The sequence below is a fragment of the Achromobacter sp. ISS7 genome (assembly GCF_056523125.1).
The window spans coordinates 189,768-208,488 of record NZ_JAWRZD010000001.1; the positions used below are offsets into that span (position 1 = coordinate 189,768).

18 protein-coding genes are annotated in these 18,721 nt (G+C 67.4%); 4 read left to right on the top strand and 14 right to left on the bottom strand.

Translation table 11 applies throughout. The features are described 5' to 3' along the window. Positions 1–40: 40 nt before the first annotated feature. A complete protein-coding gene (locus AC1HFW_RS00825; RefSeq protein WP_479281535.1) occupies positions 41–1,045 on the bottom strand; it encodes a hypothetical protein in 1,005 nt (334 codons plus the stop codon). A gap of 192 nt (positions 1,046–1,237) precedes the next feature. Between AC1HFW_RS00825 and AC1HFW_RS00830 the strand changes: the two genes are divergently transcribed. From AC1HFW_RS00830 to ftsB, 4 genes are all read left to right on the top strand, one after another. Further along, the gene (locus AC1HFW_RS00830) at positions 1,238–2,890 is read left to right on the top strand and encodes a CTP synthase (RefSeq protein ID WP_238892088.1); all 1,653 of its coding nucleotides are present in this window, start codon (positions 1,238–1,240) and stop codon (positions 2,888–2,890) included. Positions 2,891–3,117: 227 nt separating this feature from the next. Beyond that, positions 3,118–3,402, top strand: a complete 285-nt coding sequence (locus tag AC1HFW_RS00835) for a DUF1330 domain-containing protein (RefSeq protein WP_006389344.1) — start codon at positions 3,118–3,120, stop codon at positions 3,400–3,402. A gap of 4 nt (positions 3,403–3,406) precedes the next feature. Continuing rightward, on the top strand, positions 3,407–4,693 hold the full coding sequence (eno, locus tag AC1HFW_RS00840; RefSeq protein WP_006393534.1) for a phosphopyruvate hydratase: 1,287 nt from the start codon (positions 3,407–3,409) through the stop codon (positions 4,691–4,693). Between the two features lie 64 nt (positions 4,694–4,757). Then, entirely contained in the window at positions 4,758–5,213 is a 456-nt protein-coding gene (gene ftsB / locus AC1HFW_RS00845; RefSeq protein WP_479281536.1) for a cell division protein FtsB, read from the top strand. An 82-nt stretch (positions 5,214–5,295) separates the two neighbouring features. Here ftsB and AC1HFW_RS00850 read toward each other — a convergent pair whose 3' ends face one another. The 13 genes from AC1HFW_RS00850 to prpC all read right to left on the bottom strand — a co-directional run bounded on the left by AC1HFW_RS00850 (position 5,296) and on the right by prpC (position 18,651). Further along, entirely contained in the window at positions 5,296–5,934 is a 639-nt protein-coding gene (locus AC1HFW_RS00850; RefSeq protein WP_479281537.1) for a TadE/TadG family type IV pilus assembly protein, read from the bottom strand. 73 nt (positions 5,935–6,007) lie between these two features. Then, positions 6,008–6,937: an Hsp33 family molecular chaperone HslO gene (gene hslO / locus AC1HFW_RS00855; protein WP_061072140.1), complete on the bottom strand. Its 930-nt coding sequence runs from the start codon at positions 6,935–6,937 to the stop codon at positions 6,008–6,010. An 86-nt stretch (positions 6,938–7,023) separates the two neighbouring features. Then, positions 7,024–7,545 carry a gamma carbonic anhydrase family protein gene (locus AC1HFW_RS00860; protein WP_006389349.1) on the bottom strand — a complete coding sequence of 174 codons (522 nt, stop codon included), beginning with the start codon at positions 7,543–7,545 and terminating at the stop codon, positions 7,024–7,026. Positions 7,546–7,591: 46 nt separating this feature from the next. Then, entirely contained in the window at positions 7,592–9,259 is a 1,668-nt protein-coding gene (locus tag AC1HFW_RS00865) for an acetate--CoA ligase (protein ID WP_006393537.1), read from the bottom strand. Between the two features lie 128 nt (positions 9,260–9,387). After that, positions 9,388–10,260 carry a UDP-2,3-diacylglucosamine diphosphatase gene (locus AC1HFW_RS00870; RefSeq protein WP_104021583.1) on the bottom strand — a complete coding sequence of 291 codons (873 nt, stop codon included), beginning with the start codon at positions 10,258–10,260 and terminating at the stop codon, positions 9,388–9,390. Positions 10,261–10,366: 106 nt separating this feature from the next. Further along, complete coding sequence (locus tag AC1HFW_RS00875; RefSeq protein WP_479281538.1) at positions 10,367–11,092, bottom strand: site-2 protease family protein; 726 nt, start codon at positions 11,090–11,092, stop codon at positions 10,367–10,369. Between the two features lie 3 nt (positions 11,093–11,095). Beyond that, complete coding sequence (locus tag AC1HFW_RS00880; protein ID WP_061072139.1) at positions 11,096–12,004, bottom strand: DUF2167 domain-containing protein; 909 nt, start codon at positions 12,002–12,004, stop codon at positions 11,096–11,098. A 150-nt stretch (positions 12,005–12,154) separates the two neighbouring features. Beyond that, positions 12,155–12,670, bottom strand: coding sequence for an RDD family protein (locus tag AC1HFW_RS00885; RefSeq protein WP_006393541.1), 516 nt, complete (start codon positions 12,668–12,670; stop codon positions 12,155–12,157). A 155-nt stretch (positions 12,671–12,825) separates the two neighbouring features. Continuing rightward, a complete protein-coding gene (locus tag AC1HFW_RS00890; protein WP_006393542.1) occupies positions 12,826–13,014 on the bottom strand; it encodes a hypothetical protein in 189 nt (62 codons plus the stop codon). A 248-nt stretch (positions 13,015–13,262) separates the two neighbouring features. Beyond that, positions 13,263–15,053 (bottom strand): THUMP domain-containing class I SAM-dependent RNA methyltransferase, encoded by a 1,791-nt coding sequence (locus tag AC1HFW_RS00895; RefSeq protein ID WP_479281539.1) that lies wholly within the window; start codon positions 15,051–15,053, stop codon positions 13,263–13,265. 34 nt (positions 15,054–15,087) lie between these two features. Continuing rightward, positions 15,088–15,516 (bottom strand): CopD family protein, encoded by a 429-nt coding sequence (locus AC1HFW_RS00900; protein WP_192579587.1) that lies wholly within the window; start codon positions 15,514–15,516, stop codon positions 15,088–15,090. A gap of 398 nt (positions 15,517–15,914) precedes the next feature. After that, entirely contained in the window at positions 15,915–17,366 is a 1,452-nt protein-coding gene (locus tag AC1HFW_RS00905; RefSeq protein ID WP_061072137.1) for a bifunctional 2-methylcitrate dehydratase/aconitate hydratase, read from the bottom strand. Between the two features lie 79 nt (positions 17,367–17,445). Next, the gene (gene prpC, locus AC1HFW_RS00910) at positions 17,446–18,651 is read right to left on the bottom strand and encodes a bifunctional 2-methylcitrate synthase/citrate synthase (protein WP_006393547.1); all 1,206 of its coding nucleotides are present in this window, start codon (positions 18,649–18,651) and stop codon (positions 17,446–17,448) included. Between the last annotated feature and the right edge of the window lie 70 nt (positions 18,652–18,721).

Below are 18,721 nucleotides of genomic sequence, written 5' to 3' on the forward strand. Positions count from 1 at the left end.
GGGCCTTTTTTCATGGCGCGCCATCGCGCGGCGCTCAGGCTCAGGCCGATGCGATCTCCGGCGGCGTCCGGCGGCGGTAGAACAGCCGGGCGCCGAGGTAGCAGCTCAGCGCCAGCAGCACACTGTAGATCAGCACCGACACCACCGAGGTCGTGTACGACGCGGCCGTGCGCATCAGCTGGCTCCAGGTCATGGTCCAGAGGACCAAAAGAGCCAGGCCGATTCCCAGCACCTGGGTCAGCCAGAAGGCGAAGGTGCCGTGGGCGATGGCGCGGCCCATGCCGGCCGTGCCGAGCGCTTGCGGCAGGCTGCGCAGGCAGACCCATGCGGCCAGCGCCAGCAGCAACGCGGGCAGTATCCAGTAGCCGATCGCGTGCTCCAGCATGCCGGCCGATCCCGCATCGTTCATGAAGTACAGGCCCACCACCAGCGCGACATGCAATTGCCACAGCAGCAGCGTCAGCGCGGCGATCCACGCGGCGTGGCGCCGCTGCATGGACGGCGCCTGCGTGGCGGCGACGGGCGTGACGCTCCAGGCCGCGATGCGCACCGCCAGCCAGCTGCCCAGGATGGTGAGCAGGATGGCGCACAGCTTGGGCGGCAGGGCCATCAGCAGCATGCGGCGGACGCCGTAATAGCCGAAGGCCTCGTCCACCCATTCCTTGTGCCTGACGATGAGCGTGTAGAAACCATGATGCAGCAACGCCAGGCCGGTCGAGATCAGCACGAACAGCACCAGCGAGACCGCCAGCAGCACGGCCACCATCCGGCCCGGACGGTCGACGTCGCCCGCGTTGTGCCGGCGCAGCCAGCGCTGCGTGGCGCCCCAGGTGGTCAGGCCGACCAGGATGCAGCCGACGACGATGTTCACCACCGTGCTCGCCACCATGTCGGGCCGGGAAAACGCCTGGCGCGTCAGCGCGGCCAGCGGTCCGGCGCTTACCAGGTAGAGCTGGAGCAGGATGGCGCCCAGCAACTGCAGGCCGATGGCGGCGGCGGTCAGGCGCCTGGCCAGCGCGTTCGGGTGTGCGGTCGGAAGGTTCATCGGCAAGCGCCTCGGGACGACGAAATCGGGGACGACCATAGCATGAAGGTCGCCGCGACGGAATTTCGGTCAGCCGCGCGAGTGCAGCCAAATGTTACGCGTGGCCGCTAGGGGAAAACCCAGACAAGTTCCGCCTCCCGGCTATAATCCAAATTTCCCGCACGCGCCCGCTCGTCCCGGGCGCTTATTACGATGACCAAATACGTATTTGTCACCGGCGGAGTGGTGTCTTCCCTGGGCAAGGGCATCGCCGCTGCGTCGCTTGCCGCCATCCTCGAGTCGCGTGGTCTGCAGGTCACCATGCTCAAGCTCGACCCCTACATCAACGTCGATCCGGGCACCATGAGCCCGTTCCAGCACGGTGAAGTGTTCGTCACGGAAGACGGCGCCGAAACCGACCTGGACCTGGGCCACTACGAGCGTTTCGTGTCCGCCCGCATGCACAAGGTGAACAACTTCACCACCGGGCAGATCTACGAATCGGTGCTGCGCAAGGAGCGCCGTGGCGACTACCTGGGCAAGACCGTCCAGGTCATTCCGCACATCACCAACGAGATCCAGGACTTCATCGCCCGTGGCGCTGACGCCGCCTGGAACGGCAACACCGACGTCGCCATCGTCGAGATCGGCGGCACCGTGGGCGACATCGAATCGCTGCCCTTCCTGGAAGCCGCGCGCCAGATGAGCCTGCGCATGGGCCGCAACAACGCCGCCTTCGTGCACCTGACGCTGGTGCCGTTCATCGCGTCCGCCGGCGAGCTCAAGACCAAGCCGACCCAGCACTCGGTGCAGAAGCTGCGCGAAATCGGCATCTACCCGAACGCGCTGCTGTGCCGCGCCGACCGTCCCATCCCGGACGACGAGCGCGCCAAGATCTCGATGTTCTCCAACGTCCCCCTGGATGCCGTCATCTCGGTGTGGGACGCCGACTCGATCTACAAGATCCCGGCCATGCTGCACAAGCAGGGCGTGGACAACATCGTCTGCGAGGCGCTGGGCCTGACCCCGCCGCCGGCCGACCTGTCCATGTGGGACAACCTGGTCTACGCGCTCGAACACCCCGAGCACCAGCTGACCATCGGTATGGTCGGCAAGTACGTCGACCTGACCGAATCGTACAAGTCGCTGACCGAAGCCCTGGTGCACGCCGGCATCCACACGCGCTCGAAGATCAACATCGAGTACATCGATTCCGAAGACATCGAGACCCGCGGCACCGACCAGCTCAAGCACCTGGACGCCATCCTGGTGCCGGGCGGCTTCGGCAAGCGCGGCACCGAGGGCAAGATCGCCGCGATCCGCTACGCCCGTGAAAACGGCGTGCCGTACCTGGGCATCTGCCTGGGCATGCAACTGGCCGTGATCGAATTCGCGCGCCACGTGGCCGGCCTGGGCGGCGCCAACAGCACCGAGTTCGATCCGTCGGCGCCGCACCCCGTGGTGGCGTTGATCACCGAGTGGATGGACCGCGAAGGCAAGGTCGAGAAGCGCGACAACTCGTCCGACCTGGGCGGCACCATGCGCAAGGGCGCGCAGCGCGTGCCGATCAAGGCCGGCACCCGCGCCCAGACGATCTACGGCGACGAAGTCAACGAGCGCCATCGCCACCGCTACGAAGTCAACAACGTCTACGTGCCGCGCCTGGAAGAGGCCGGCATGGTGATCAGCGCGCGCACCCCGACCGAGAACCTGCCGGAAATGATGGAACTGCCCGACCACCCCTGGTTCGTCGGCGTCCAGTTCCACCCGGAGTTCACGTCCACCCCGCGTGACGGCCATCCGCTGTTCTCCAGCTACATCCGCGCCGCCATCGAGCAGAAGGCTCGCCGCGGCCAGGGGGCGTAATGGGGGTCGGCGGCACCGAGCCGCGCATCTGCGCCGCCCGGGCCGCCGGCCTTGTTCCCGCCTTCGCTCCTGGCGGACAATGCGCCGTGGCCTCGCGCCACGGCGCTGCTTTCGGATACAACCACTTAGCATCGGACAGGCACGGCCCGGCCGTGTTGCGAGACACTGCCCGTGTCATGCGGTCCGGCGCCGCGACCCCATCAACGCAACTGCTCTGAAGGAACCCCATGAGTGCCTACCTCATCGCCGACGTCACAGTGACCAAGCCCGCGCAGTACGAGGATTACAAGCGTCTGTCCACGCTCGCCATGCGCGCGTACGATGCCAAGATCCTGGTGCGCGGCGGCGAATCCCGGCACCTCGAGGGGCGTGAGCCCGGCCGCACCGTCGTCATGGAGTTTCCGTCCATGGCCGCGGCCCAGGCCTTCTACGACTCCTGGCAGTACCGACGCGCCCGCAATGCCCGCGAAGGCGCGGCCGTGATGAATATGTTTATCGTTCAGGGAATGTAAAGTCATGAGTGCAATCGTCGATATCATCGGCCGCGAGATTCTGGATTCGCGCGGCAACCCGACCGTCGAATGTGACGTGTTGCTGGAATCCGGCGCCATGGGCCGCGCGGCCGTGCCGTCGGGCGCGTCCACCGGCGCCCGCGAAGCCATCGAGCTGCGCGACGGCGACAAGAGCCGCTACCTCGGCAAGGGCGTGCTGCGCGCCGTCGAGAACCTCAATACCGAAATCTCGGAAGCGCTGATGGGCCTGGACGCCCAGGAGCAGACCTTCGTCGATCGCACCCTGATCGAGCTGGACGGCACCGAGTCCAAGGAACGCCTGGGCGCCAACGCCCTGCTGGCCGCCTCGATGGCCGTGGCCCGCGCCGCCGCCGACGAATCCGGCCTGTCGCTGTACCGCTACTTCGGCGGCAGCGGCCCCATGAGCATGCCCGTGCCGATGATGAACGTCATCAACGGCGGCGCGCACGCCAACAACACCCTCGACCTGCAGGAACTGATGATCCTGCCGGTGGGCGCGGGCAGCTTCCGTGAAGCCCTGCGCTGGGGCGCCGAAGTCTTCCACATGCTCAAGAAGCTGATCCACGGCCAGGGCATGTCCACCGCGGTGGGAGACGAGGGCGGTTTCGCCCCCAACGTGGCCAGCCACGAAGCCGCGATCCAGCTGATCCTGAAGGCGATCACCGAAGCCGGCTACGAGCCGGGCACGCAGATCGCCCTGGGCCTGGACTGCGCCAGCTCCGAGTTCTACCGCGACGGCAAGTACACGCTGGCCGGCGAAGGCGGCATCTCGCTGTCCTCGCAGGAATTCACCAACCTGCTCGCCACCTGGTGCGACAAGTACCCGATCATCTCGATCGAGGATGGCATGGCTGAAAACGACTGGGACGGCTGGAAGCTGCTGACCGACCAGCTCGGCAAGAAGGTGCAACTGGTGGGCGACGACCTGTTCGTCACCAACACCAAGATCCTGCGCGAAGGCATCCAGAAGGGCGTGGCCAACTCGATCCTCATCAAGATCAACCAGATCGGCACCCTGACCGAAACCTTCGCCGCCATCGAAATGGCCAAGCGCGCCGGCTACACCGCCGTCGTCTCGCACCGTTCGGGCGAAACCGAGGATTCGACCATCGCCGATATCGCCGTGGCCACCAACGCCATGCAGATCAAGACCGGCTCGCTGTCGCGTTCGGACCGCATGGCCAAGTACAACCAGCTGCTGCGCATCGAGGAAGAGCTGGCCGAAGTCGCGTCGTACCCCGGTCTGGAAGCCTTCTACAACTTGCGTTAATGTAAGCGGGCCGCGGCGCGCGCCGCGGCCTTCTTTGCGCCACGACTGCTGAGGGTTCCTGCGTATGCGCCTGTTGTTCCTGGTGCTGTTCGTGCTGGTAGGGCTGATCCAGTACCCGCTCTGGCTGGGTAAGGGCGGCTGGTTCAAGGTCTGGGACCTGCAACGCCAGGTGGCGGCGCAGCGCGAGACCAACGAAGGCCTGCGCGCGCGCAACGCGGCCCTGGAAGCCGAAGTCCGCGATTTGGAAAACGGCTCCGGCGCCATCGAGGAACGGGCCCGCGGTGAACTGGGCATGATGCGCGACGGCGAAGTCTTCGTGCATATCCTGCCGCAGAACACCCAGCCGCCCGCGGGCGGCGCATCGCTGGCCACCGAGGCCGCCACCCGTCCGGCCACCCCGGTGCGCGCGAGCGCGCCGGCCACGCCCGCCAGGCCGGCCCCGGCCGCCACATCCGTCCCATCCGCCACACGGCCGGCCAATGCCCGGCCCGCCAACGGCAGCGCCACGCCCCAACGCTGATCCGCCCCGCGTCCGGGCAATGCCCGGACCCGCCGACGGTCCCGTCACATCCCAGCGCCGATGTCCGCGCCACCCCGTCCGCTCACGGGCAGTGGAGGCCGCGGCACGCCCCGGCCACCACGCCGGCCGGGTACGGCCGCCCGCCGCGCCAGTCCACGGGATGGCTGTGCATCTCCAGCTCGAGTTCCATGGCGATCGGCGCCAGGCCGCTGGCCCAAGCCGCGGCCGCGTAGCTGCCGTCGGTTCTGGCCAGCGCGGCCAGCAGCATGCGCAGTGGCGGCAACAGGGGACGGTACAGGTAGGTCAACCGCAGCCTGAGCGTATTGGCCAGGAAGATGCTGCGGCTGTCCGGCAGGTCGGGCCGCAGGATCTCGATGCGCCAGGGGGACGCGCCCACCCGCGCGGCGATGTGCGCCTGGGCGCTGGCCTGCCGGCGGCGGGCGCCGGCTTCACCGCCGCTGCCGGCGTGCAGCGGCAGCAGGGCCTGCTGGAACGCCGCGCGGATGCGGGCGGGATCGGCGTGGGCCGTGGCGCCGGCGCGGGCCGCCTGCAACAGGGCCAGGTGCACGACCTGGCGGGTCAGTTGCCAGCGGACGGCCTCGAGCGTGCCCAGCGCCAGCAGCAGCACCAGGGCGGCGACCAGGGTGAATTCAAGGGCGGCGGCGCCGCGCTGCAACGAACGCGCGGCGCCGGAACGCGGGGCGATAAAAAAGGCGGTCATGGCCGGCCAGTGTGGCGCGGGCATGACCGCCTGTCGATTCGTACAAGCCGAGGGATGGGCCCCCGGCGCGGGTTCAGTGCACGGTGGGCGGCGCGTCGCCGTTGGCCGGCTGGCTGCCGGTGAACAGCGCGGCGCAATCGACCGCGTCGAAGACGTAGGGCTTGCCGCAGAAGTCGCAGGCCACGTCGACCTGGCCGCGTTCGGCCAGGATGTCGTCGACCTCGACCTGGCCCAGCGAGCGCAGCATGTTGGCCACGCGCTCGCGGGTGCACGGACAGTGCCAGCGCACCGGCTGCGGATCGAACGCCACCAGCGTTTCTTCCCAGAACAGGCGGTGGATCAGGGTGTCGATCTCGGTGGCCAGTAGTTCGTCGCGCTTGAGCGTGGAGGCCAGCGCCGTGGCGCGGTCCCAGGTCTCGGTGGCGGCCTGTTCGCTGAGCGTGGTCGCATCCGAGCCGCCATGGTGGGGCAGGCGCTGGATCAGCATGCCGGCGGCATGGTCGGCGTCGGCGCCCAGCCACAGGCGGGTGTCGAGCTGTTCGGAGGCCTTCATGTAGTGCTGCAGGGCCTCGGCGACGGTTTCGCCTTCCAGCGGCACGATGCCCTGGTAGGCCTGTTGGCCGGGCACCTTGTGCTGGGGATCCAGCACCACGATGAAGCGGCCGTTGCCGCCGGGGTTCAGCAGGCTCTGCATGTCGCCATCGGCCGGCACCTCGTGGCCCTCGCGCACCTTGACGGTGGCGCGCAGGCTGAGGTCGGAACGGCATTCCACCACCAGCAGGGCGATCGGGCCGTCGCCCTGGATCTGCAGCACCAGCGAGCCGTCGAACTTGATGTTGGCGGCCAGCAGGGTGGAGGCCGCCACCAGTTCGCCCAGCAGGTGGGTGATGGCGGGTGGGTAGTCGTGGTTGGCCTGGACGGCCTTCCAGGTATCCGTGAGGCGCACCGCTTGGACGCGGACGCTGCGGTCTTCGAGGAGGTATTTCTTGAGCTGATCGGTCATGGGGGAATGTTAGCCGATCGGACGGCCGATTCCCCCTGCCGGCGGCAGGGGCGTAGGGGCTTGCCGGGACGTTCCCGGCGGCGGGGTCAGGCCAGCCGTTTCAGGGCGGTCTTGTAGTGTTGGCCGCGCGCCACGTAATGGGCGGTGTTCTTGTGCAGATTGGCGATTTCCTCGTCCGACAGCTCGCGCACGATCTTGCCGATGCCGATGACCAGGGAATTGTCCGGAATCACCCGGTCTTCCGGGATGATGGCGCCGGCGCCGATCAGGCAGTTGCGGCCGATCACGGCGTTGTTCAGCACGATCGCCTGCATGCCCACCAGCGCGCCCTCGTGGATGGTGCAGCCGTGCAACATGGCCTGGTGGCCCACGGTGACGTTCGGGCCGATGGTCATGGGACAGCCGGTATCCACGTGCAGCACGCTGCCTTCCTGGATATTGGTGCCCTGGCGGATCAGGATGGCGTCGTTGTCGCCACGGATCGAGACGTGCGACCAGATGCTGACGCCGGCCTCCAGCGTGACGTTGCCGATGATGTCGGCGCTGTCGGCCACGTAGGCGGCGGGGTCGATGCGGGGAATGAGGTCGTCGAGCTGGTAAATGGGCATGCCCTGTCTCCGGGTACGGCGGCGGGTCTCTGCGGACCCGCCCGCGTCATTGGGGCCTGGACGCTTGCGCGCGTTCTTCTTCGCGCAGGCGCAGGATGCGACGCTGGATTTTACCGGTGGTGGTCATGGGCAATTCGTCGACGAACTCGATTTCCTTCGGGTACTCGTAGGGCGCCAGGCGCTCGCGCACGTGTTCCTGCAGGTTCTCGATGATGTCGCTGCGGTCGCGCTGGGCGAATTCGGGCGTCAGCACCACGTAGGCCTTGACCACCGCGCCGCGCTCGGCGTCCGGCTTGGGCACCACCGCGGCATTGGCCACGGCCGGGTGCCCGATCAGGCAGCTCTCGATCTCGCCGGGGCCGATGCGGTAGCCGGACGACTTGAACACGTCGTCGGCGCGGCCGGCGTACCAGAGGTAGCCGTCGGCGTCGATCCGGGCCAGGTCGCCCGTCAGGCACCAGTCGCCCTTGAACTTGGCCTGGGTGGCGGCTTCGTTGCGCCAGTAGCCCAGGAACAGGATCGGGTCGGGAAAACCGTGGATGTCGTAGCGATTCACGGCGATCTCGCCGGTTTCTCCGGCCGCCACCGGCTGGCCGGCGTCGTCCAGCACCGCCACGCGATGGCCGGGGTAGGGCCGGCCCATGCTGCCCGGCTTGGCCGGCCAGCGCTTCTGGCTGTTGCCGACCACGTAGTTCATCTCGGTCTGGCCGAACATCTCGTTGGGGGTCACGCCCAGCGCCGACCGGCACCATTCGAAGACGGTCTCGCCGACGCTTTCACCGGCGCTCATGATCGACCGCAGGGCCAGCTGGTACTGATTGCGAGGCTCGGGCACGGCCTTCATCATCATCTTCAGCGCGGTCGGGAACAGGAAAGTGTTGGTGACCTGGTAGCGCTCCATCAGCTCGAAGGCGCGTTCGACGGAGAAACGGCCGCGGGTGCCGACGATGGGGTGGCCGAAATACAGCGTCGGCAGCAGCGCGTCCATCATGCCGCCGGTCCAGGCCCAGTCGGCGGGCGACCAGAACACGTCGGCGGGCCGCGGGAACCAGTCCTGCGAGGCCACGAAGCCCGGCAGGTTGCCGATCAGCGCACTGTGCGGCAGCAGGGCGCCCTTGGGCGCGCCGGTGGTGCCGGAGGTATAGAGCAGGATGGCGGGGTCCGACGAACGCGTCGGCACCGGCTTGAATTCACTGGGTTGGCGCGCCAGCAGGCTGCGCCAGGGCAGGACACGCTCGTCGGCGAAGCCGATGCCGATGATCTGCTGCAGGTTGGGGCAATGGTCGCTGACGGCCAGCAGGTTGGCGCTGGAGGCATGGTCGACGATGGCGACGCGGGTCTCGGAATCGCACAGGCGGCTCTGCAGGGCTTCGGGACCGAACAGCGCCGACAGCGGCAGCACCACCGCGCCCACGCTGTAGATGGCCATGTGGGCGACCACGGTCTCCGGGCGTTGTCCCAAAACCACACCTACCCGGTCGCCCCGGCCCACGCCCATCTTCACCAGGCCATTGGCCAGCTGATTGGCGGCCTCGGCCAGCCGCGCATAGGTCCAGACCTCGCGGTTGCCGGCTTCATCTTCGTAGTAGATGGCGATGCGCCGCGCATCCGGACTACTGGATGCCCAGCGGTGGCAGCACGCTTCCGCTATGTTGAACTGGGTGGGAACCAGCCAGCGGAATGTTTGGTAGAGCACCTGATATTGGTCGTTCATGGCCCTATGTTGTAAGCATGTTGCAGCGTGAACGGGTCAGTTTTTGCCCGTTGCCCCAATTGCAAGCATGACCTAGAGGGCCGTGAACTGCAATATCCCCGTTGCGTAACGGGGACGTATAAGGGTTATCACGGGTGTTTGCCCTGGCGGCGCAGTGCCGACGGCAGCGCCGGCAGGGACAGCGAACGGGGTTTGCGTTGCGCCGGGTCGGCCTGGCGCTCGGCCTGGATCGCGGCCCAGTCCAGCAACTGCAGCTGGCCGTCATGGGTCTCGGCCAGGGCCGACAGGCTTTCCACCCAGTCGCCGTCGTTGCAGTACAGGATGCCGCCGACGTCGCGCAGCTCGGCCTTGTGGATGTGGCCGCAGACCACCCCGTCCAGGCCCCGGCGGCGGGCCTCGCCGGCCAGCGCCTCCTCGAAGTCGGTGATGAACGACACCGCGTTCTTGACCTTGTGCTTGAGGTACTGGGACAGCGACCAGTAATGCAGCCCCATGCGATGGCGCAGGCGATTGAAGTGGTGGTTGATCCACAGCGCCAGCTGGTAGAGGCCGTCGCCCAGATGGGCCAGCCAGCGGCTGTGCTGGATCACGCCGTCGAACTGGTCGCCGTGCAGCACCAGCAGGCGCAGGCCCTTGGCCGTCACGTGCACGTCCTCGTCCAGGATCTCGATGTCGCCGAAGGCAAAGCCGGCGAACTCGCGCGCGAATTCGTCATGGTTGCCGGGGATGAACACCACCCGGGTGCCGTTGCGGGCCTTGCGCAGGATGCGCTGGATCACGTCGTTGTGGGCCCGCGGCCAGTGCCAGTGCTTGCGCAGCTGCCAGCCGTCGACAATGTCGCCGACCAGGTAGAGGGTGTCGGAATCGTTGTGCTCGAGGAAATCCAGCAGGAACTCCGCCTTGCACCCGGCGGTGCCCAGGTGAATGTCGGAAATCCAGAGAGCGCGCCAGTGCGTGGGGCGGATTTCGTTCACGGTGCTATCCATGGGGGCTGTCGTCATGCCTGGGAATGAAACCATCCCGCGATGACCGTGACATGAAAAAAAAGTGACGCTGTTGTGACGGCCATCGCCGCGCCGGTGGTGACGGCCGTCAAACAGGCGGCGCTCAGCCGCGCAGGTGGCCCAGCATATCGTGCACGTCGTGGGCCATGATGGCCAGCACGCAGACCAGGCCCAGGTAGGCGCAGCTGTAGGTCAGCTTGCTTTCCAGCGTGGTGCCGTAATAGGCCTGGTTCTCGGGCAGCGACGGGTCGTACTTGAAGGCCCGCACCACATTGGGAAAGGCCAGCACGGCCACCAGGATCAGGATCGGGCTGGGACGCCAGAAGAACAGCGCCACCAGCACCGGAACGCCCACCAGCCAGATGCGCGGCGACAGCACCGCGGTGATGCGGCCGCCATCGAACGGCGACAGCGGGATCAGGTTGAACAGGTTGATGAAGAAGCCCGCATAGGACAGCGCCAGCAGCAGGTCGCTGCCGGTGCTGCGCGCCGCGAAGTAGCAGGCCAGCGACGCCACCGTGCCCGCCAGCGGGCCGCCCAGGCCCACGTAGGCCTCGGTGTCGGCATCGTGCGGCATGTCCTTGAGCTGGATCCAGGCGCCGACGAACGGGATGAACACCGGCGCGCCCACATCCAGCCCGCGTTGCCGCGCCGCGATGTAGTGGCCCAGTTCATGCACCAGCAGCAACAGCACGAAGCCCGCCGCGTAGCGCCAGCCAAAGATGAACGCGTAGACCGCCACCGACAGCAGCATGGTGCCGCCGGTGGCGAACAGCTTGCCGAATTTCAGGTACTTGAGACCGGAAAACAGCAGCAGGAGCAGCTTCATTGCTTACGACTGTTGCTGCTCGGCCTTCTTGCCGCGGAAGCGCTTCCACAGGCCGCCGCCCAGCGCCGCGGCGGCGAGGATGCCGACCTTGGCGAACTTGGCCAGGAACGCGGCGATCACGGCGAACAGGCCCAGTTTCTTCGCGGCCACGCCCGCGACCAGCGCGGCCAGGCCGTATTCGGCGACCTTGTCGGTGGACGAGTTGAAGTCGGCGTAGCGCTTGCCTTCGACGTACTTCAGGTTGTCCAGCAGGGTCAGCACGGCGGTCTTGTCCTTCGGCACCAGGTTCTTCTGCGTGATCAGGTCCAGCGTGATGTAGCCGTCGCGGCCCAGCGCATAGGTGTTGTAGTTGACCGTGGGGTTGTCGTTGGCGGACTCGCCCTTGTGCTTGACGGCGACCGACCAGACCAGGCGCTGGGTGTTGCTGTCGTACTTGGGCGCCTCGACCCAGCCGTCCATGACCAGTTCGGGGAAGCCGCGCTTCTTGCGTTCGACGTTGGATTCCTCGGTGCCGTCGCGCAGGCTGTCCAGCAGCTCGCTGACGTTCCAGTTCTTGGCGTCGTCGTCCTTGATGTAGCCGGCCTTGTCGAAATTGACGGTGATGACCCAGTCGTCATCGTCGCTCTTGGGCATGACCACGCCCAGCAGCGAGGGGTCCTTGCCGTTGCCGTAGGCGGCCATCAGGCGGTCGGCCTGGATGCGCGGCACGAAGAACATCGATTCGGGCAGGTGCACCACGGCCTGGTCGCCCAGCTTCACGTCGGCCGGGCCTTCCTGGGCGGCCGCGTAGGCGGCCTTCATCGCGGCTTCGATCTCCTGTTGCGCGGCGGCGTTCTGGGCCGAGGCGCCGAACGGCAGGAACAGGAGGGCGCTGGCGGCGGCCAGCGACAGGCGGGAGAGGAGTGCGCGCATGATTAGTTATTGGAGCGTCTATGAAAGGGGCCCCATTGTCTTTGCGCGCGACTTTCAACTTTCTGAAAGCAAGCACCAAATTCGCCGCACGATTTTGCCAGTTGTAAGCAGGTATGTTCAGCGCGCGGTCAGCGTGCGCCGCCGCCGGGTTCAGCGCGCTTTCTTGCGCTGCGGCGCGTTGCGCAGGCGGGTGCCGAGCAGGCGGTCGTGCAGGAACTGGCCGTCCGGATCGACCCACGACCAGAGGAAGATCGCGAAGGGCGCGGCCACGATGAACATGTCCATCGACGGCCAGCCGGTGGCGCTGGCGGCGGCCCAGACCACGGCGGCGCCGGCCAGCACCAGCGGCCAGGCCAGCACGTATCGCAGGATCAGGCGCGCGGTGGATGGCGGGTTGCCGTCGCGATCGACCAGGCGGATGTTCCAGGTCTTCATCGGCAGCGTCTGGCCGCGGCGGCGCCAGCACAGCACGAAATAGGCGCCGATCGCCACGAATAGCCAGGCCTGGCGCAGCGGCCGCAATGCCAGCGCGTTGCGGCTCTGGGTCAGCGTATCCATCAGGTAGCCGGCCAGGAACACGACGCCGAACAGCAGCACGGCTTCGTACATCATGCAGGCGAACCGGCGCAGCCGGTTGGGGGTCTGGTCGAGGAAGGCGTCTGTCATGGGCCGGTATTATCCGACAAAGCCACCGCCCGGTGGGTTGACGGTTTCCCGGTGCCGACCATAAAAAAAACCCGCCGGTAAGGGCGGGTCTATAAAAGGGGCTATGCAGCCCCCAAGGGGAAATCGTTCAGGCCCGAAGGCCTGGGGGTCCTGCTTCAGGCGGCGGAGTGCGCGTTCTTGGCGCTCGTCTTGCCAGCCAGGGCACGGACGCCGTGGGCCAGCTTACGCAGGCCTGCGGCCAACGCACGCATCGGGTGCGGGCGGAACTGTTCTTCGATGGCCTGGAGCATCAGTTGACGCTCAAGTTCGTCGGTCAGGCGGATGGTGTTGTTCGGGTTGATCACAATAGCCTCCACGGGCTTGCACTGTTGTTTAGCTACTAGGGATAACCCGAATTATAGGGTTAACCCTGAAACTGTGCAAGCACCTGGTGCGTATCGGCAACACCTTGGTGCTGATGATGCCCCAAATCGGCGCCGCGGGGCACCATAAGCAAAGATACGGGGGCGATGTTGCGGCGCTTTTACAACGCGCGGCCGGCAGCAAAAAGGAGGGCGCCCGGGGGGGAACCGCCCCGGGCGTGAGGGGCGCGTCAGGCGTCGCGGTAGCCGGCGGCGACCAGCTCGAAGCCGAACAGGCGGCAGTCCAGGGCGCCGTTGTGCAGCGGCACGCGGCGCTTGGGCTTGAGGCGCATCTGGTTGGGCAGGGTCAGGTCGCTGGTGATGACGTGCAGCTGCCAGCCGGCGAAATTGCGCTTCAGGCAGGTGGCCCAGTCGCGCCACAGGTCGGCGTCCTGCTCGGTCGCCATGCGCTCGCCGTAGGGCGGGTTGGTGACGATCCAGCCATGGTCGGCCGGCGCCTGCACTTCGCGGGCGTCGCCCACCTCGAAACGGATCGAGTCGGCGGTGAGCCAGGCGCGTTCGGCGTTGTTGCGGGCGAATTCGACGGCCTGCGGGTCCAGGTCGTAGCCGACCAGCGGGGCGTCCAGCTGCGGCAGGATGCGCGCGCGGGCGTCGTCCTTCAGGTCGCGCCAGCGGTAGGCGTCGTGGCCGCGCAGGCGCTCGAAGCCGAACGGGCGCGAGATGCCGGGGGGCACGCCCAGCGCGATCCAGGCGGCTTCGATCAGGATGGTGCCGGAGCCGCAGAACGGGTCCAGCAGCGGCGCGGCCGGGTCCCAGCCCGCCAGCGCCAGCATGCCGGCGGCCAGGTTCTCGCGCAGCGGCGCGTCGCCCTTGTCCAGGCGCCAGCCGCGCTTGAACAGCGATTCGCCCGAGGTGTCCAGGTACAGGGTGGCGGTGTGGCCGGTCAGGAACAGGTGCACGCGCGCGTCCGGGCGGACCGTGTCGATGCTGGGGCGTTCGCCTTCCAGCTCGCGCAGGCGGTCGCAGATGCCGTCCTTGGCGCGCAGGTTGCAGTATTGCAGGCTCTGCACCGGGCTCTTGATCGCCGAGGTGTCCACGCGCAGCGTCTGCTCGGCGCCGAACCAGCGTTCCCAGGGAGTGTCGCGGGCCAGGTCGAGGATGTCGTCTTCGTGCGAGATCTCGGCGTGGGCGACCTGCACCAGGATGCGGGTGGCCAGGCGCGAATACAGGTTGGCGCGCTGCACGCCGGCCCAGTCGGCGGTGAAGGAACAGCCGGCGCGGCCGGCTTCGGCGTCGTCGTAGCCCAGGGCCTGCATCTCGGCGGTCAGGGCTTCTTCCAGGCCCTGCGGGCAGGGGGCGAAAACCTTGAAACGCTCGGCCTGGCGCGGCTCGCGCGGGCGGCGTTCGCGGATCTCGACGGCGGGCGCGTGGTCGCGCGGCGCGTCGTCGTCCCGGGCTGCGCCGGCGTGGATCGGCGCGTCGTCGTCGTAATCGGGTTCCGGCGCGAACTCGGGCGCGGGGCCGTCATCCTCGAACGGATCGTAGAAGCGGCCGGCGGGCGTGGCCGGGGCGATGTACTGGTCGTCCAGGCGCGGCGCGCGCTGCGGCGTGCGGCCCGATCGCGGCGCCGGCGCGGCATCGCGGCGCGGGCTGTCGTTGCGGGCGTCATCGCCACGGCGCGGGCGGTCGCCGCGCGGGCCATCGCCGCGACGCGGGCTGTCGCCGCGCGGGCCGTCGCCACGACGCGGGTTGTCGCCACGGGGGCCGTCCGCACGGCGCGGGCCGTCGCCGCGTTCACGGTCGTCCGGCCGGCGCGCGGCGCGGGCGGCGGCCTGGCGCTGCTGGTAGCCCTCGGGGTCCTTCTGGCGTTCGACGTTGTCCTTGGCGCGCTCGTTCTGGGCGACCAGGCGGGCACGGGCGCCGGTGCGCACGCGCTTGGGCGCGGCTTCGGCATGCGCGTCGCGCGCGGTTTTCTTGATCGTCAGCGTCTTGCGCGGGCGGTCCTGGTCATCAGCGGACATACGAATCCTGGCGAATGTGCAAAGGTAGGGGGAATCAGAAGGGTTTGACGACGACCAGCGCCACCACCACCAAGAGCAGCAAGACGGGAACTTCGTTGAACCAGCGATAGAACTTGTGCGAACGGGTGTTCTTGCCCTGTTCGAATTTTCGCAGCATGACGCCACAGGCGTGATGGTAGCCGATGACGAGCAGGACGAAAAAGAGCTTGGCGTGCATCCAGCCGTTGCCGGGGCCGACGCCGATGCCGTAGCCCAGGTACAGCCACATCCCCAGCGCCACCGCGATGACCGCCAGGATGGTGGTGAAGCGGTAGAGGCGGCGCGCCATGCCGAGCAGGGTGACCTGCACGGCCGAATCCGATTGCTGGGCCAGGTTCACGAAGATGCGGGGCAGGTAGAACAGGCCGGCGAACCAGGAGGCGATGAAGACGATGTGGAAGGTTTTTACCCAGAGCATGGACATGGTGGGGTTCGGTCTCTGTTTTCTTGGGGAAGGGAGATTGTAATTGCTGGGGGCTGGAGGTTCTTCGTAGGTCGCCCCTCGCGGCGGCGGATTGGGGGGCGGGCGCCCACGATTGCGGTCCGGAGCGTTCGCTCCGGACTGCCCCTGCGTCATCCTCGTCCGCCTGCGGCTCCCTTCGGATTCCCTCGGGCGCATCGAGGTTGCCCGCCCCCCAATCCGCCGCCGCGAGGGGCTACGGGGTTCGAGAAATGAGGTGCTGCCAGACCGGTGGGGGTGTGGAGAGGTTTGCGGGGCCCGTCAAAACCGGCCGCGCGGGCGGCCGGTTTTGACTTACGCGTTGGGGTTTGCGTCGGCAGAAGGTTCGCTGCGCGGTGGTGGGGAGGCGTTTGCTTGTCGCCTTAGATCACATACAGGTCGACGTATTCGTGGACGGGCATTGCTTCCAGCTTTTTCTGGTCCAGCGATGCTTCCAGGATGCGGGCCTGTTGGCGGGCGGGGAAGATGCGGGCCAGGTTGGTGCGGAACTTGGCTTCCAGTTGGGGGATGCCGTCGGCGCGGCGGCGTTTGTGGCCGATGGGGTATTCGCAGACGACCTCGTCGAGCTGGGTGCCGTCGGTGAACTTGACGGTCAGGGCATTGGCGATGGAGCGCTTGTCGGGGTCGTGGTAGTCGCGGGTGTAGGCCGGGTCCTCGACGCAGGTGATCTTGTCGCGCAGGGCGTCGATGCGCGGGTCGGCGGCGACGTCGTCCTCGTAGTCGGCGGCGGTCAGGCGGCCGAACAGGATCGGGACGGCGACCATGTACTGGATGCAGTGGTCGCGGTCGGCGGGGTTGTTCAGCGGACCCTTCTTGTCGATGATGCGGATGCACGCCTCGTGGGTGCGGATGGTGATGCTGGCGATGTCGTCGGCGGACTTGCCCAGGGACTTGAGGCGGTCGTGGATCTGCATGGCGCATTCGACCGCGGTCTGCGAGTGGAACTCGGCCGGGAACGAGATCTTGAACAGCACGTTTTCCATGACGTAGCTGCCGTAGGGGCGCTGGAACTTGAACGGCTGGCCCTTGAACAGCACGTCGTAGAAGCCCCAGGTCTTGGCGGAGAGCACCGAGGGGTAGCCCATCTCGCCGGTGCGGGCGATCAGCGCCAGGCGCACGGCGCGGCTGGTGGCGTCGCCGGCGGCCCAGCTCTTGCGGCTGCCGGTGTTGGGGGCGTGGCGATAGGTGCGCAGGCTCTGGCCGTCGACCCAGGCCAGCGAGACGGCGTTGATGACTTCGTCGCGGGTGAGGCCCAGCATCTGCGCCACCACGGCGGTGGACGCCACCTTGACCAGCACCACGTGGTCCAGGCCGACCTTGTTGAAGGAGTTTTCCAGCGCGATGCAGCCCTGGATCTCGTGCGCCTTGATCATGCCAGTCAGCACGGCGCGCATCGTCAGCGGCGGCTTGCCGGCGGCGACGGCGGTGCGCGAGAGCCAGTCGGCGGTGGCCAGGATGCCGCCCAGGTTATCGGACGGGTGGCCCCATTCGGCGGCCAGCCAGGTGTCGTTGAAATCGAGCCAGCGGATCATCGCGCCGATGTTGAACGCGGCTTGTACCGGATCAAGCTGGAATTGGGTGCCAGGCACCTTGGCGCCGTGCGGCACGACGGTGCCGGGGACGATGGGGCCCAGCAGCTTGCGGCACGCCGGGTATTCCAGCGCCTCGAGGCCGCAGCCGAGGGTGTCGATCAGGCAGTTGCGGGCGGTCTCGTAGGCCAGGCCGCTCTGGATTTCATAGTTCAGTACGTAGTCGGCGATATCGACCAGGACCTGGTCGGGCTCGGGACGGACGTTGGAGATCGGGGCAGACATTGGGTACCTCTCCTGAGTGAATACAGGCGGCACTGGGCCCGCGCGGCGCGGGGGAAGGCGTCGGCAGGCCCATGTCGTCTTACTTGCGCTTGTCGATCGGCACGAACTTCTGATCTTCCGGACCGACGTAGTTGGCGGTCGGGCGGATGATCTTGTTGTCGACGCGTTGCTCGATGATGTGGGCCGACCAGCCCGCGGTGCGCGCGATCACGAACAGCGGAGTGAACATGGCGGTGGGCACGCCCATCATGTGGTAGCTGACGGCCGAGAACCAGTCCAGGTTGGGGAACATCTTCTTGATGTCCCACATGACCGTCTCGAGGCGTTCGGCGATGTCGAACATCTTGGTGCTGCCGGCCTTCTTGGAGAGCTTCTTGGCCACTTCCTTGATGACCTTGTTGCGCGGGTCGGACACGGTGTAGACCGGGTGGCCGAAGCCGATGATGACTTCCTTGGCCTCGACGCGGCGGCGGATGTCGGCCTCGGCTTCGTCGGGCGTCTCGTAGCGCTTCTGCACGTCGAAGGCGACTTCGTTGGCGCCGCCGTGCTTGGGGCCGCGCAGCGCGCCGATGGCGCCGGTGATGGCCGAGAACATGTCCGAGCCGGTGCCGGCGATGACGCGGGCGGTGAAGGTGGACGCGTTGAACTCGTGCTCGGCGTACAGGTTCAGCGAGATGTGCATCGCCTTGACCCATTCGTCGCTGGGCTTCTCGCCGTGCAGCAGGTGCAGGAAGTGGCCGCCGATGCTGTCATCGTCGGTCTGCACGTCGATCACGCGGCCGTTGTGGCTGTAGTGGTACCAGTACAGCAGGGCCGAGCCCAGGTTGGCCATCAGGCGGTCGGCGATGTCGCGCGCGCCGGGCAGGTTGTGGTCGTCCTTCTCGGGCAGCACGCAGCCGAGCACCGAGACGGCCGTGCGCATCACGTCCATCGGGTGGCTGGCGGCGGGCAGCGCTTCCAGCGCGTCCTGCAGCTGGACCGGCAGGCCGCGCAGCGAGCGCAGCTTTTCCTTGTAGGCCTTCAGTTCGGCCTTGTTGGGCAGCTTGCCGTGGACCAGCAGGTGGGCGATTTCCTCGAACTCGCTGGTGTGGGCGATGTCCAGGATGTCGTAGCCGCGGTAGTGCAGGTCGTTGCCGCTGCGGCCGACGGTACACAGCGCCGTGTTGCCGGCGACCACGCCGGACAGCGCGACCGATTTCTTGGGCTTGAAGCCGGCCTTTTCTTCCGGCTTGGCGGCCGGGGTGGCGTCCGTCTTGGCTGCTTGCTTCTTGGGAGCCGTGCTCATGTCTCTACTCCTTTCCTTTCGCGGTGGTCGATGCAATGCAATGGGGGAAGCGGGGCGCCGCGGGGTCGCC